This is a genomic window from Salinicoccus jeotgali (assembly GCF_055379195.1).
On sequence record NZ_AP043830.1, the window covers coordinates 1,238,467 to 1,253,401 of the forward strand.

Here is a 14,935-nt window from a genome sequence, read left to right on the forward strand (position 1 = left end):
AAGCCCTAGGAATAGGGCTTTTTTTAATAAGGGAATGTTTATATGTATAAGCTACTGGACCTAATGTACAACAGGGCTTTTTTATTGCTCCTGCTCATTTCAAATATACTCGGGACTTTGTATGGGTATTGGTGGTATAGGGGACAGTTGGGTTCAACCGAATGGTACTTCATGCCTTTCGTCCCGGATAGTCCGACGGCCACGCTTTTCCTATGCATAGTTATCGTGCTGATTCTCCTTGGCAAAAGATGGGGGCTGATGGATGCGCTTGCCTTTACCACGCTTATAAAATACGGCGTATGGGCAGTGGTGATGAACTTCCTGACTTTCATAGAAACAGGTTTTGTTTCGTGGATAGGACTTATGCTTATAGCAAGCCACAGCATAATGGCTATACAGGCGTTCCTATTCCTGCCACATCTTGAAATAAAACAAAGTCATTTCTATATCACTGCAATATGGCTGTTCCATAATGACGTGGTGGATTATGTCTATGATCAGTACCCCGTATATGGTAATCTCGTCCAATACCAGGATCATATCGGGTATTTTTCGTTCTGGCTGAGTGTGTTGGTGCTGGTGCTGCTACATCAACTGGTAGAAAGGCGTTCTGATTGACGGGATACTGAAATTTGAAGTAAAATAAAGTATGTAAAAATAATGGAGGTTGGAATACACGTGTATATCATTCTATATTTTGTAATCCTTATGGTTGTTCCAATGCTCGCACAAATGAATGTAAAATCCACATTCAATAAGTATTCCCGTGTGCGATCAACCAGCGGCCTGACAGGACGTGAAGTCGCAGAGGAAATTTTGAAGGAAAATGGCATCTACGACGTGTCCGTTGAAAGAGGCAAAGGATTTCTGAGCGACTACTACGATCCCAAGAATAAAAAACTAGTTCTATCCCCCCACAACTATGATACGCCTAGTGTTGCCGGAACCGCGGTAGCAGCGCACGAAGTGGGGCACGCAATCCAACATGCAACAGGATATGCTTTCCTGAACTTCCGCTCCGCACTGTTCCCACTCGCACAAATTGGCAGTAATTTCTCGTACTTCCTCATCATTGCAGGAATGCTCATCACCTATGCACAAAGCAATGCAGGTGGTGGACTGGGTGAAATGCTCCTATGGGGCGGTATCGCACTTATGGCTTTTGCAGTACTCTTCCAGGTGGTCACGCTACCGGTCGAATTCGATGCTTCAAAACGCGCCATGAACCAGATAGAGACTTTGAATATCGTCAATGAGAAGGAATACCGTCATGCCAAGAAGGTCTTGAATGCAGCGGCCATGACTTATGTCGCCGCGACTGCTGTCGCTGTGGCAGAACTGGTCCGGTTCATCCTCATTGCACGTGGAAGCAATTGATAGTTTTTCTGGAACCCTTTTGGAGGGTTCCTTTTTTATTTGTCTTGAACTCTGGTAAAATAATGATGATATGAAGTAAACTCGACAATATATACTCTTTTGAATATCGATCATTGAATGATCAGAAAAGGATGATGAACATGAAGATTGCATTGATTGCACATGATAAGAAAAAGGATGACCTCTTACGTTTTATGGACATCCACTTGGATTTCTTCAAAAATCAAGAGCTCTTTGCGACAGGGACTACCGGAGGACGCATCATTGAGCATACAGGTTTGCCGGTCAACCGCTGTAAATCCGGTCCCCTAGGGGGCGACCAGGAGATAGGTGCTATGGTCGCGAATAAAGCCATAGACTGTATCATCTTTTTCAGGGATCCACTCACTGCCCAACCGCACGAACCGGATGTTACCGCCCTGCTCAGGTTATCCGATGTCTATGACGTGCCTCTAGCAACCAATGAGGGCACTGCGGAAGCAGTCTTGTACCATCTGACACGCACGGAAAGGGAGTAACACTATGAAAATTGGCATTACATGTTATCCAAGTGTGGGGGGCAGCGGAATCATCGCCACCGAACTTGGTATGCAGATGGCAGAGCGGGGGCATGAGGTCCATTTTATAACTTCCAACGTACCGTTCCGTCTAAGCACAAGCCATCCCAACATCTATATTCACCAGACGGACATCAATGATTACAGCGTTTTCCGCTATCCACCATATGACATAACCATCGCAAGTAAAATTTCTGAAGTGATTCTTGAGCACAACCTGGACATCATCCACATGCATTACGCAGTGCCCCACGCCGTATGTGGCATACTGGCAAGGCAGATGGCTGGACGGGAGGTGCCGGTTGTAACCACTCTCCACGGTACGGACATCACGGTGCTCGGCTACGATATGTCGTTAGTAAGCGCCATCCGTTTTGGCATAAACGGCTCTGATGCTGTTACGGCAGTTTCCGAGAGCTTAAAGGAACAGACGAAAGCTGTGATAGAGACGGAGAAAGAGATCCGCACTGTACATAATTTCGTCGATGAAAATTATTTTAATGTTGAACAGCGCATGATGACTAAGCAGAAGATGAAGGATCGTTTCAGTATAGATGAAGACACTGTCGTATTGATGCACACCTCAAATTTCAGGAAGATCAAGCGCATCGATGATATAGTGCGGGCCTTCCATACTGTGCATGAAGCACTCGATGGGGTGCTGATACTGGTGGGTGATGGTCCCGAAATGAACAGTGTCAAAAGGCTGGTAAAGTCACTGGGGCTAAAGGACCATGTCATCTTCGCTGGCCAGCAGACGGATGTACGATCATTCTATCTGATGAGCGACATCTTCTTGTTGTTGAGTGAGAAGGAAAGCTTCGGATTAGCCTTGCTCGAAGCGATGAACTGCGGCGCGGTCCCTATCGGCAGTGTGGCCGGTGGAATCAGTGAAGTGATCAGAAATGAAGACACTGGATTTCTAGTTGAGGTGGGGGACTACAGAAGTGCTGGAGAACATATCATGCAACTGGCGAAAGACCCTTCCTTATATAAGGAAATGCAAGAGAATATGTTGTCGGATATTGCATCAAGATTCCACTCAAATGTCATCGTCAGTCAGTACGAGAAGCTTTATGGAGATCTGTTAGGAGATGCAGACAATGCATGAGTTATTTACTTTAGGTGGAGAAATATTGAAGACATTGAAATCTAACGGGTTTGAGGGATACTTTGTTGGAGGCTGCGTACGGGATTACCATATGGGACGCACGGTAAATGATGTAGATATCACAACCAACGCTCTTCCAGATCAGACAGAATCATTATTCCCGCAGACGATCGACGTAGGTAAGGAACATGGCACGGTCATCGTAAGGATTTCAGGTGTCTCTTTTGAAGTCACGACGTACCGCACAGAAGAAGGCTACAGTGATTTCCGCAGGCCGGACCGCGTTTCTTTCACCAATCACCTTTATACGGACTTGGAGCGCAGGGATTTTACGATGAATGCGATGGCCATGGATGAAGATTTCAAGATTTTGGACCCCTATTCAGGCAAAGCCGATATAGCAGGTGGAATCATCCGGACTGTCGGATGCCCAAGGGAACGATTCGGTGAAGATGCCCTCAGGATGTTGCGGGCGGCACGCTTCTCTTCCCAGCTTCAGTTTGATGTCGAATCAGCCACACAGAACGCCATGACCAAGAGCGCCCAATACCTTGAACATGTGGCTGTAGAGCGAACAGTAGCAGAACTTGTAAAACTGTATGCTGGGCAGGATAATATAAAAGCAAAACACGTCCTTATCAAAACTGGAATTACAGCGCATCTCCCTTTCTTCAAGCTTGTGTGCGAAACATCGTTCCTCAAAACACGGCCAGGATCATTATTGGAAGAGATTGCACTGCAGATTTGGCTGGATGGAGATTTATATGATGCGCTCAATACTTTGAAACTTTCCAACGAGATGAAAAATGAAATCAACCAGATATTAAAATTGTCGGAGCATGCTGAACGAAAAGATTACTTGATGCTTGCATATAATTTTTCTGATAGAATACTATCTGTCGCTTCCTCCATGATGGGTGCCAATCCTTTTTTCTCCTCACCGCTGAAGGTGCAGAATATAACTGCCGCGATAGGGGTTAAATCGGATTTGCCGATACATTCACAAAAAGATATTGCCATCGATGGCAAACAACTTATGGCTTATTTTAATCTGCCTGGCGGCAAGTGGATCCGCACAATCATGGAGGCGCTTGAAGAAGAGATTCTACGTGGCAATTTAAAGAATGACAAGAATGAAATCATGAAATGGATGGGCGCCCATGTCGAAATCGAAACAGGACATATTAAGATTATTGAAGAGTGATGAATACATTTCGGGCCAGTCGATGGCGAATCAGCTTGGCATATCCAGAACTTCAGTATGGAAAAGCATTAAAGCGCTAAAAGCCGAAGGCTATCAGATTACTTCTGTCCCGAATAAAGGTCATCGGTTGATTGCTCCACCTGGCTACATAAATCAGACCGCCTTGGAAGTTCTGGTGGAGCACTCTGAAGTGTTCGGGCACATCGAATATCTGCAGACGGTCGACTCGACGCAGAATATCGCTTTTAAGATGCTCGATATCTATGACAGTGCATTTGTCGTGGTTTCAGAGGAGCAGACGAAGGGGCGTGGCCGATTCAATCGTGACTGGGCCTCCCCTAAACAGCGGGGGCTCTACATCTCACTCGTATTGAGACCGGACGTGCCGTTAACGGACATCATCCGGTTCAATTTGTTCATATCGTTGGCCATCTCCAGGTCCATTGATGAAACTTTTAATTTACCGAGCGGCATAAAATGGCCAAATGATATATATATCAATAATAAGAAAGTATGCGGATTCTTGACGGAAGTAGTGAGTGAAGGAAATGCCGTCAATGCTGTGGTATGCGGCATCGGCATCAATATATTCAAAGACGCGGCTTTGTCTTCCTTGCCAAAGGCAACTTCCATCGAAGCGGAGATGGCTGAAGGGGAAAGTCTGGATACAGATGTTTTCATTAAGACTCTCTTTAAAAACCTGGAACACTATTATGATCTGTTCCTCAAGCATTCATTCACTGCCATCAGGGACGAATGGAAGGCCAAGTCGATAATATTCGACAAATACTTAAAAATCAGCGAGACCGGAGATTCATACATGGCTAGGGCACTTGACATAAATGAGGATGGCTTCCTTGAAGTGGTGGATGAAAATGGTCGGCTCAGAAAAGTAATCAGTGCAGATATAGAATTATAGTGGGGAATCGGTGATAAGATGCAACATCAGAAATTTGCGGTTGTAGACCTTGAAACAACAGGCAACAATCGGAATAGGGACAGCATTATACAAGTAGGTATTGTAATAGTTGAAAACTTGAAGATAGTCGATCAGTATACTACATTCCTGTCGGATGAAGTCACGCTCTCTCCTTTCATCCAAGATTTGACGGGGATTGACAGCGGGATGCTTGAAGGTGCGCCAAAGTTTAAACAGGTTGCAAAGCACATCGCGAACATACTTGAAGGCTGCGTTTTCACAGCACATAATGTGGAATTCGACTACGGGTTTCTTGAAGTAGCCTTCAAGTCCTGTGGCATTTCCTTCCAACCATTATATCTTCTCGACACTGTTGAACTTTCCAAAATCTTCCTGCCCACGCTTGAGCGCTTTCAGCTCAATGAAATTGCGCAGGTATTGGATCTTGAACTGTCAAACGCTCATAGGGCTGATGAAGATGCGCGGGCAACCGCACGACTGCTTATCCATCTGCTCACTAAAATCACTGCACTTGATACAGAAACATTGAAGCTTTTGTATCATTTATCCAAACCCCTGAAATTTAACCTTTCAGATCTGATCTTTTCTGTAGCAGCAGAGTCTACATCATCAAAGACGACCCATCTCGAGCGGTATGGCACCTTCTATATCCGCAGAGTCAAAACGAAGACGGCAGACGCTATTCCCAAGTCAGTAGACGAAATATATAATGCCTACATACGCTGGTCACATAAAGACTTCAGGGCGGACCAGCTGCATCTTGCGAAAGAAATATTCGAAGCGATGGAACGATCTGAAAACCTCGCGGTGGAAGCGTATACTGGTATTGGGAAAACCATCGCTTTTCTTATTGCAGCCGTAAGCTATCATTCGTTGTATGGAAAACGGGTGTTGATATCCACGTCGAAGAAGATTCTGCAGAACCAGATCATCAAAGATGAATTGGCATCGCTGCAGGCGGCGCTTGGCAAAGATATACCGACAGCCAGCTTGAAGGGAAAAGATAATTACATTGATCTCGATGCCGTAGAACTTCTGCTCTCCGCTGAAGATGATAATACAGAAATCATACAGTTGAAGATGAAATTGCTCGTATGGCTTTTGGAAACTGAAACAGGGGATATAGCGGAAATACATTTAAGGGGACCTGAAAAATCCTACTACCGGACTGCGTCGATCCAATCCGGGACACTCGGGGAGATTTTCTTCAACCGTGCCCTAAAACGTGCCGAAGAGTCGACTTTGATAGTGACCAACCATTATTTCCTTACAGACTGTGCTGAATACCTACAGGATTTAGAAGTGCTTGTCATCGATGAGGCCCATCAGCTGAAGCGCGCGCTCGATGAGCGTCTGAAGGTCTCCTATGGCTATCAGGACATGAAGTTCTTCATTGGACAGATAGGCACCACCAATCAGGATAGATTACTCTCTACCTACCTTGAACAGAATGTTGCGGCGGATGCCGAAATGCTGGAGGATATATTAAAACGCATCAACCATAATATCGATAATATCTTCAGCGCCATCTCGGCCGGCAATAGAAACCAGCTTATGGCACATCTTGAGACAGGCTCAAGACATGCCTCGACATTCCTTGGCATCGTCAGGGACACAGGCGACTACCAGGCAATCTATAACCATATGCACCATTATGCTATGGTGCTTAAACAGATATACGAAGGGCTTCAAAATGAGCGCTTTTCTCTTGATGTTGACGTTAATTTCCAAAAGATAAAAATCCATATACAGCTTGATGATATGGAGACCATCAAAGAGAGGGTGGTGCGCGACTCGGCATCCATCCTGCTCTCAGGGACCCTCGAGGTGAACGGCGGCTTCAGCCACCTTGATTATTGGTTCGGAGAGCATGAGCCCCGCACCAAAGTTTTTGCGAATGATTCCCTGTTCAACAGCACGAAGCTCTTCATTCCTGAAGATGTGCCGGACTACAATATCAATGACGATGCCTTCATCTCGTCAATCGTGGAATACATGGCCGTCTATTTGAGTGAAACGGATCAAAAACTAATGATTCTATTCTCCAATTATGAACTGCTTGATAAGGTATATGAATACATGGAAGCCATCGAAACATTCGAAAGCTTCGTCATACTTAGGCAGACGAGAGGAATGGCCAGCGACAAGTTATTGGCCCAATTCAATCAGTTGGAACGCAGCATTTTGCTTGGCACTTCCAGTTTCAACGAAGGCATCAATATAGAGGGGGATGGACTGAAGAGCCTAATGCTGACAAAATTACCGTTCCCCGTGCCAAAACAGCCGGACTTCAGGCATTTCTATAAAAATGATCTGCCGGAAGCTGTTTTTCAATTCCGTCAAATAGCAGGGCGCATCCATCGCAAACCATCTGACAAGGGGCTTCTGTTCCTGTTCGATAAACGGCTGCTCAGCAGAAGGTATAAAAATGCCTTTCTGAAATACTTCCCTGACGAAAACGTCATAGAAGGAAACACTGAGTCTTTCAAAGCTTTGCTTCGTGACTTATAATGGATATAACACTATTAAAGGAGACAGACGATGCAACTCTCTAAAAAAATAAAGAACATCACACCAAGCCAGACATTGGCCATCACAGCCAAATCAAGAGAACTGAAAGCCCAGGGCGTTGATGTCATCAGCCTTGGAGCAGGAGAACCTGACTTCAATACACCAGATGAGATCATCGAGAAAACCTATCAGGCGCTAAAAGAAGGCCATACCAAATACACCGCTGCCTCTGGTGTTCCAGAGCTTAAAGAAGCCATTTCAAAAAAGATGAAAATGGACCATGACCTGCAATACGACACTTCAGAGATTTTCGTTGGAAGCGGTGCAAAGCATGTCCTCTACAACATCTTCCAGGCGACCTTGAATCCAGGGGATGAAGTCCTGATACCGACCCCTTACTGGGTAAGTTACACTGAACAGGTCAAACTGGCTGAAGGTAAGCCAGTCATCATGCATACAGATGAATCCACGTCCTTTAAAATGACGCCGGAAATACTTCAGCGCCACGTGACCGACCGTACACGCATGCTGCTCCTCAACTCACCAAGCAACCCAAGTGGCATGGTCTATACAGAAGACGAACTCCAGGCACTTGCAGATTATCTCGAAGAGACGGATATAATCGTAGTGGCTGATGAAATATACGAAAAACTCGTCTACGATAATGTACACATCTCGATCGCCTCGATGAGCGATAAGATGAAGCAGAACACCATCATCGTAAATGGTGTCAGCAAATCCCATGCGATGACCGGATGGCGCATCGGCTACGCTTGTGGCGATCGTGACCTCATGAAGGCCATGACTGACTTGACGACCCATTCGACATCAAACCCTGCCACACCCTCACAATGGGCTGCGGTGGCGGCTTACGAAATGGAAGAATCGTATCTGGTCGAATACAACAATACTTTCCGGGAACGCCGGGATAAAGCGTACAGTAAATTGATGGAGCTGCCGTATATAACTTGCATAAAACCAGAAGGCGCGTTCTACCTCTTCCCGAATTTCAAGGAGTGTGCTGTTAAATGCGGATTCGATAGTGTCGATGACTTCGTCGCACAACTGCTTGAAGAGCAACATGTGGCTGTAGTGCCGGGGTCCGGTTTCGGTTCACCCGACAACATCCGCCTGAGCTATTCATTGAGCGCAGAAGATATGGAAAAAGCGCTTGAACGCATCAAAAAATTCATAGCACAACATGCAAAAGGAGTTTGACATGAAGATTTCAATTAACCAGGCACCAAAACATGAAGGACAGAAAGTAACGATAGGATGCTGGCTGCTCCAGAAAAGAGGGAGCGGCAAGATTCAGTTCCTGCAACTTAGAGACGGGACAGGTTTCATGCAAGGCATCGTAGTAAAAGAAAATGACGAAAGTCTGTTCGAAACCGCCAAGGGCCTCAACCAGGAAACCTCCATGTATATTACCGGCACCATCAAAGCTGATGACCGCTCTTCGTTTGGATATGAGATGGAAGTCGAGGGCATTGAAATCATCCATGAGTCCCATGGATATCCGATCACACCGAAAAATCACGGCGCTGAATTCCTTATGGACAACAGGCATCTGTGGCTGCGTTCGAAGAAGCAGCACGCCGTCATGAACATCCGCAACCAGATCATCAAGAGCACTTATGACTATTTCTTCGACAACGGCTACAAAAAGATCGATCCGCCGATACTGACAAGCAGTTCACCGGAAGGTACGACAGAGCTGTTCCATACGAAATATTTCGATGAAGATGCCTACCTCTCACAAAGTGGCCAACTATATGCAGAAGCGGCAGCAATGGCACATGGAAAAGTGTTCTCTTTCGGACCTACATTCCGTGCCGAAAAATCGAAGACAAGGCGACACCTTATAGAGTTCTGGATGATCGAACCGGAAATGGCATTCTATAAGCATGAGGACAGCCTCGAAGTTCAGGAACAGTATGTAGAATACTTGGTTACGCAAGTTCTGGAACACTGCAAGCTCGACCTTGAACGGCTTGACCGTGATACAGCAGCGCTTGAGAGGATCAAAGCGCCGTTTCCGCGCATCACTTATACTGATGCGATAGAATTGTTGAAGGAAAAAGGTTTTGAAGATATAGAGTGGGGGGATGACTTCGGAGCGCCACATGAAACCGAAATCGCCAACCACTTCGATAAACCCGTCTTCATAATCAACTATCCAAAAGAGATAAAATCATTCTATATGGAAGAGAATCCCGAGGATCCACGTACCGTCCTATGTGCCGATCTGATTGCACCGGAAGGGTATGGAGAAGTCATTGGAGGCAGTGAAAGAATCCATGACTATGACACATTAAAACAAAGGATAGAAGAAAGCGGACTCAACCTTGATGCCTATGAATGGTATCTTGAATTGAGGAAGTACGGCAGCGTGCCGCATTCCGGCTTCGGACTCGGCCTCGAGCGTACTGTTGCCTGGCTGAGTGGTGTACAGCATGTCAGGGAAACAGCACCATTCCCACGCCTGCTCAACCGCCTCTACCCATAAAACCAATATCGCCGCAAGGCGATATTTTTATAAGGAGCTTTTATCATGCTTGCAGATTATATACAGTATATGAATGTGCCGGTCAATAAAATTCTACTCGACAATTACTCTAAACTCGGGTTGGATGAGAAATCATTGATCATCGTCATAAGACTGTCTGATATTCGTCAGAAGTCAGCAGAACTGCCTGACTTCAAACACCTTTCTGAAGGGATGACGATATCATTTGGAGAAGTTTCGGATGTCATCCAACATCTGATCGAAAACGGACTGCTTGAGGTCGAAACAGTCAAAGATGAAGGCCGGTATGTCGAACATTTCTCGCTCGAACCACTGTTCAGGAAACTTCCACAGTTCATCGAGGAAAAAGCAGCAGAGCCGGATCCTTCGGAAATACGCTCGTTATTCGAATATATTGAAGCACTGTATGGCCGTGTCATCAGCCCGAATGAATTCGAAAGGATCAACAGCTGGCTTGAAGACCCAGCAAATAGTGCTGAGTCAATAAAAGAAGCTGTCGATCTTGCCTATCAGAATCAAGTGACATCCCTTCAGTATGTCGAGCGCATCCTCAGTCAGCCGAGAAGCAAGAAGTCACCTCAAACCAGCACCCATATGCCCCTCAGATCTTGGTTGGAAGGAGAAGATGTCTTTGATTAGCCGGAAAAAAACCATAGAAATGATAGATAAGATTGACGCCATGTTCCCAGATGCCGAGTGTGAACTCGTCCATAAGAACCCGTTTGAACTGACTATAGCCGTACTCCTTTCTGCACAATGTACAGATAACCTCGTCAATAAGGTGACTCGTGAGCTCTTTAAGAAATATAAAGGACCCGAGGATTTTATTGCGGTCGAGCAGGCTGAGCTGGAACAGGACATCAGATCAATCGGCCTGTTTCGAAATAAAGCCAAAAACATCCAAAAATTAAGCAAAGATGTCATTGAGCGTTTTGACGGAATAATTCCTGATAATTACGATGATCTGGTCAGCCTTGCTGGAGTCGGCCGAAAAACCGCAAATGTTGTAATTTCAGTGGCATTCGGCGTCCCGAGAATTGCGGTGGACACGCATGTCGAACGTGTATCCAAGCGATTGGGCATTGCACGGTATAAAGACTCTGTGCTTGAGGTGGAACAGACCCTCATGAAGAAAGTCCCTGAAGATAGATGGAGTAGGACCCATCATCAGATGATCTTCTTCGGCAGATACCACTGCACCGCGAGAAACCCGAAGTGTGAAGCGTGTCCGCTTCTCGACGATTGTAGGGAAGGGCAAAAACGGATGAAGAAGGCAGGGCTACTGTGACGATCGAGGCAGTCTACGGTTCACTCATCAAAAATGCCCATCAGCCTGACCATGACCTTTACGACAAATACTATTCACTCGTCACCGATCATATCCAAAAGCACTTATCGGAACTAGAAGCAGACGATCACCCAGAAGTCCTCCCCCTTAATTACTGCGACAGGATTTCTTATATAAAAGCCAACCCCTATAAATACCACAGCATCGTCCAGTTGAATTTGATTTATACGGAATTCGTTAAAAAGCACGCCTCCTATTGCGTCAGGAGAAACAAAAAATAAGCACCCCAGCTGGGGTGCTTATTTTTTATGCCGCTTCATCTGTCTCTTCTTCCGTCTGTTCCTCCACTGGTTCTTCAACAGAAGGCGCCGCTTCTTCCGTCTGCTCCTCAGTCGGTTCAGAAGTCGGTTCTTCTGTCCGCTCTTCAGTGGCTTCTTCCTGGGTCGGCTCTTCAGTTGTTTCTTCCTGGACCGGTTCAGAAGTCGTTTCCTCAGTTGGCTCTTCGGTAGTCTCTTCCTGTGTTGATGGTTCAGTAGTATTTTCCTGCGTGCTTGGTTCTTCTTCACTTTCTGTAATGACCTGACTTGGTTCTTCTACTGTTTTCTCGGTTTCAGTGTTCTGTTGTTGTCTTCTGCCGGATTCTGTAGACTGAAGTCCTTCATTGCCCCGAACGGCGAGTTCATTGCCGTTCACCTGGACAACGCTATCAGGCCTTGCGAAATCTTGTCCATTATAGGTGCTGATCGACTGCATGATATCCCTGAAGAACCATTGCGGCGTAATGTGCTCATCCTGACCGACGAATGACGCCTCACCATTTTCAAGGGTTTTGTTGAACCCGGTCCACACACTCATCGTGTACTCAGGTGTGTATCCTACAATCCAGGCATCTTTCGCTGCATTGTCGGGCAGGTTATTTTCTTCCCTCAATTCTTTCGAGTAGGAAGTGGTTCCTGTTTTGGCGGCTATATTCAGGCCATTCATTGGAATGAAGTCTGCACTGCCGTAAGGTTCGAAAGTGCCTTTTAGCATATCCGTCATCATGTAGGCTGTATAATCTTCCATCGCCTTTTCGGATTCGCTCTCAAACTCTATGGTTTCGCCTTCATCGGTGACGACGTAGCGGATTGACTGCGCTTCATTGTATGTTCCGCCGTTGCCGAAAGAAGCGTAGGCTTGGGCCATTTCCAGTGGACTGAACTGTGAATGGTCACCGCCCCCGAGCACATCATTGAACGTCAATGACAGATCGTCTTCGTCCTCAGTGCTGTACTCAAGTCCGACATTTTCCGCAAATTTTTCGGGTGCATTCTCTCCCGCTTCTTCCTTTACGGCCTCAAAAGTCTTGACTGCCGGGATATTGAAGCTCTGCCTCAAGGCATCCCTCATCGTAACCTCCCCGTGATCCTTCATATCATAGTTGCTGATTGTATTGCTGAAGCCATCAGGTTGGTATTCCATTTCATCTTCAATGAGGTGATCCGTCCGCCACTTCATATGTTCTATGGCAGGGCCGTAGGAGAGGAAAGGCTTCATTGTGGACCCCACGTTCTTTTTGACCAATGCCTGGTTGTGCATGACGACTTCACGGTAATCGCGTCCGCCGGAGACGGCGACCAGGTTACCCGTCTCCGTGTCCAGTATAGTGGAAGCAATATTGAAGTGCTCGCTTTTGAATTTTTCATTATAATAATAATCTCTGTCATTGACCATAGTCTGAAGCTCTGCTTGGACATCACTGTCCATATTCGTGTAGATCGACAGACCGCTTGCCAGCGCTTCACCAAGCTCCATATCTTTGAATTTATCATTCGTCTGAAGTTCCTGCTTGACCATATTTATATATGAGGCGTATTCAGGATCTTCCGGCTCGCTCGAGGCACGCTCTTCTTCTGAACGGTTCACAAGATTTGCTGTGATGTCAGTATTAATCGCTTCATTGTACTGCTCTTCGGTGATGCGTTCATGATGCAGCATGAGATTCAGTACAGTGTGGGCCCGGTTGGTTCCCGATTCGCCATCTACATATAGATTATACCGGTTGGGCAGCTGCGGCAATCCGGCAAGGTAGGCTGTTTCCGCCAGGTTCAATTCATCAAGCTCTTTGTCGAAATAGTATTTTGAAGCTGTCCTGATGCCGTATATCCCATCCGAGTAGTAGATTTTATTCAAGTACATCTCGAGTATCTCGTCCTTCGAATATTCCTGTTCCAGGCGATAGGCGAGATACGCTTCCTGTGCCTTTCGGGCGATGGTCTTCTCTTCGGTCAGAAAGACCCGTTTGACGACTTGCTGCGTGATTGTACTCGCTCCCTGACTGCCGAAACCATCCGTAACGTTGTTGAGCACCGCTGCGCCGAGTCTCCGGAAGTCCACAGCCCCATGCTCATAGAAACGGTCGTCCTCAACCGACAGCACAGCGTCGGTGACGTATTCCGGCGTATTGTCGATGTCCAGCAGTTCCCGCTTTTGGCCTTCAAACAATTTCGTGACCAATTCATCGTCCTTATCGTATATTTTAGCAGGTATCGGGTCTTTCAGCTTCTCCTCGCTGAAGGCGGGGGCTTTCGATGCATAGTAGGCGAACAGGAAGGACCCGACAACCAGCATGACCAGGCCGATGAGCAGGAGCCATAAAACTATGCGTTTGATCATTGATGACCTGGAGCGTTTTCCACCTTTCTTCTGTGGCTTTCCAGAACTTCTCTTATAATTTTGTGCCATTGTCATTCTCCATTCTCGAAATAGAATTCATCTACAGCGTCCAAATATTGGATGCGCGGGTTTATGGCCTGCTTAAGCAGGATGCTCTCATCCTTGATGTCTTGATATCTGATTGATTTTCTGCCACCATCTTTATAAGCATCCCAAAACGGCAGGAACTTTTCAAAGGGCATCATATACGTCTCCCCATAGAATGAAAAGCGGAGGATGATAAAGACTAAGCCGCCATGCCTATGGCACCGTGTCATATGGTCAACCTGGTGTTCATGTATGTTGATGAAGGGGAAACGGGACTCGTTGTGCGTTTCCTTCGCTTCAAAGTCTATATATTTCCCTCGATATATGCCATTGTAGTCGCTTGTCGACGGTACTTTAAAGTAGGCTTCATCGATCTTGGCCCTGTTTCTTGACGGGTAGTCCACATTGACGATCTGCACGGGCGTCGGTTTCTTGTGTATGACGGCCCGTCCCGTCTCCAGGTAGAATTGATTGGTATGGTCAAGATCTTTTTCCAGCGTCATTCCCCGCGATCCGTAGCGGACCGTCCCGCTTCTCGACTTCTTCCGGGAAGCAGGATTGTTGTGCCGGGGCTTCGTGCCTTTAGGGTACTTCATGCCCATCACCTTTCGTTATTGTGTATGATGATATATCATTATACAATATTTACGCTGACTTAAACATTGATAATTATAG

General features: G+C 46.2%; 14 protein-coding genes. 12 read left to right on the forward strand and 2 right to left on the reverse strand.

Annotated features, from left to right (window positions below; genetic code table 11):
* Window positions 1-42: 42 nt before the first annotated feature.
* The 12 genes from ACZ43I_RS06245 (at window position 43) to ACZ43I_RS06300 (ending at window position 11,799) form a co-directional block, all read left to right on the forward strand.
* Window positions 43-618, forward strand: coding sequence for a DUF1405 domain-containing protein (locus tag ACZ43I_RS06245; protein ID WP_344702982.1), 576 nt, complete (start codon window positions 43-45; stop codon window positions 616-618).
* 42 nt (window positions 619-660) lie between these two features.
* The gene (locus ACZ43I_RS06250) at window positions 661-1,377 is read left to right on the forward strand and encodes a zinc metallopeptidase (RefSeq protein ID WP_344702984.1); all 717 of its coding nucleotides are present in this window, start codon (window positions 661-663) and stop codon (window positions 1,375-1,377) included.
* Window positions 1,378-1,517: 140 nt separating this feature from the next.
* Entirely contained in the window at window positions 1,518-1,895 is a 378-nt protein-coding gene (locus ACZ43I_RS06255; RefSeq protein ID WP_344702986.1) for a methylglyoxal synthase, read from the forward strand.
* Between the two features lie 4 nt (window positions 1,896-1,899).
* Complete coding sequence (gene bshA, locus ACZ43I_RS06260) at window positions 1,900-3,045, forward strand: N-acetyl-alpha-D-glucosaminyl L-malate synthase BshA (protein ID WP_344702988.1); 1,146 nt, start codon at window positions 1,900-1,902, stop codon at window positions 3,043-3,045.
* Window positions 3,038-4,249, forward strand: a complete 1,212-nt coding sequence (locus ACZ43I_RS06265) for a CCA tRNA nucleotidyltransferase (RefSeq protein ID WP_344702990.1) — start codon at window positions 3,038-3,040, stop codon at window positions 4,247-4,249. Before bshA ends, ACZ43I_RS06265 begins: the two co-directional genes overlap by 8 nt.
* Window positions 4,206-5,168 (forward strand): biotin--[acetyl-CoA-carboxylase] ligase, encoded by a 963-nt coding sequence (locus ACZ43I_RS06270; RefSeq protein WP_344702992.1) that lies wholly within the window; start codon window positions 4,206-4,208, stop codon window positions 5,166-5,168. Before ACZ43I_RS06265 ends, ACZ43I_RS06270 begins: the two co-directional genes overlap by 44 nt.
* 18 nt (window positions 5,169-5,186) lie before the next feature.
* Window positions 5,187-7,700, forward strand: a complete 2,514-nt coding sequence (locus ACZ43I_RS06275; protein ID WP_344702994.1) for a helicase C-terminal domain-containing protein — start codon at window positions 5,187-5,189, stop codon at window positions 7,698-7,700.
* Window positions 7,701-7,730: 30 nt separating this feature from the next.
* On the forward strand, window positions 7,731-8,918 hold the full coding sequence (locus ACZ43I_RS06280) for a pyridoxal phosphate-dependent aminotransferase (RefSeq protein ID WP_344702996.1): 1,188 nt from the start codon (window positions 7,731-7,733) through the stop codon (window positions 8,916-8,918).
* Between the two features lies 1 nt (window position 8,919).
* Window positions 8,920-10,209: an asparagine--tRNA ligase gene (gene asnS, locus ACZ43I_RS06285; protein ID WP_344702998.1), complete on the forward strand. Its 1,290-nt coding sequence runs from the start codon at window positions 8,920-8,922 to the stop codon at window positions 10,207-10,209.
* A gap of 45 nt (window positions 10,210-10,254) precedes the next feature.
* Window positions 10,255-10,869 carry a DnaD domain-containing protein gene (locus tag ACZ43I_RS06290; RefSeq protein ID WP_344703000.1) on the forward strand — a complete coding sequence of 205 codons (615 nt, stop codon included), beginning with the start codon at window positions 10,255-10,257 and terminating at the stop codon, window positions 10,867-10,869.
* Complete coding sequence (nth, locus tag ACZ43I_RS06295; RefSeq protein WP_344703002.1) at window positions 10,862-11,518, forward strand: endonuclease III; 657 nt, start codon at window positions 10,862-10,864, stop codon at window positions 11,516-11,518. Before ACZ43I_RS06290 ends, nth begins: the two co-directional genes overlap by 8 nt.
* Window positions 11,515-11,799 carry a YpoC family protein gene (locus ACZ43I_RS06300; protein WP_344703004.1) on the forward strand — a complete coding sequence of 95 codons (285 nt, stop codon included), beginning with the start codon at window positions 11,515-11,517 and terminating at the stop codon, window positions 11,797-11,799. Before nth ends, ACZ43I_RS06300 begins: the two co-directional genes overlap by 4 nt.
* A gap of 25 nt (window positions 11,800-11,824) precedes the next feature.
* Here the strand turns inward: ACZ43I_RS06300 and ACZ43I_RS06305 are convergent, their stop codons facing one another.
* Entirely contained in the window at window positions 11,825-14,242 is a 2,418-nt protein-coding gene (locus tag ACZ43I_RS06305; protein WP_344703006.1) for a transglycosylase domain-containing protein, read from the reverse strand.
* 2 nt (window positions 14,243-14,244) lie between these two features.
* Entirely contained in the window at window positions 14,245-14,862 is a 618-nt protein-coding gene (recU, locus tag ACZ43I_RS06310) for a Holliday junction resolvase RecU (RefSeq protein ID WP_425568373.1), read from the reverse strand.
* Window positions 14,863-14,935 lie beyond the last annotated feature (73 nt).